The sequence below is a fragment of the Mesorhizobium sp. M1169 genome, from assembly GCF_040318345.1.
Taxonomy (GTDB): domain Bacteria; phylum Pseudomonadota; class Alphaproteobacteria; order Rhizobiales; family Rhizobiaceae; genus Mesorhizobium.
The window spans coordinates 1-652 of the sequence record NZ_JAMYME010000120.1 but is presented as its reverse complement, the minus strand read 5'-3'; the positions used below and the strand labels follow the sequence as shown (position 1 = coordinate 652).

The following is a 652-nucleotide window of genomic DNA, read 5'->3' as shown; positions in this document are numbered from 1 at the left end:
ATCATCATTGGCGATGAGCACCAGTTGGCGGACGGCCGCGATGATATCGCCGGACGTGCTGTTGCGCTGTCCACGGCGCCGCTTCGGCAGGCGCAGTTCAGTATGGACGCCGCCAACCCAATGGATCAGAAGAACGATCTCTGACGCTTCGTCATCGATATCGGCGACCACCTCCCGGATGACGGTGCGAACGATGCGCTTCTTGAGCCTTGCATCCGTCGTCGGCGCCGCCCATACAGCCTTGAGATCGGCGGCGAGCGCGGTGACGTGTATTGGCGACAGAAGTGATGGCTCCGATGTCGAGGCATCATGCGCGGCAATCCTGCTCTCGATCTCGCCGACACGCGTAAGCGCCCGGTTCCATCGCAACTCCAGTTCCGCCGCGACCAGCCGGTTCTGCGGATCGATGGCGTCGTATTGCCGGAACGCCCGATCGGCGTTGTAGCGTGCCGCCTCGCGATCGCGCATCAGAGCATCGCGGACCTGATCGCGGCGACTGGCCGCTTGCGCTTCGGCCTCGACGGCCGCGGCTATCGCTGCCGGCTCGACAACCCGCAGAAGAGCTTCCTCGATGGCGTCGTCGACGCGTAGTCCACCGAAGGCGATGCAACGCGGCTCGCCATTGTCAAGCAGACCACGCCAGCAGGAATAG

Annotated in this window: 1 pseudogene; it reads right to left on the bottom strand. The window is 64.0% G+C overall.

The window, feature by feature from the left end:
- Positions 1 to 652 (bottom strand): annotated as a pseudogene (locus tag NKH41_RS34085) (recombinase family protein); the annotation flags it as partial.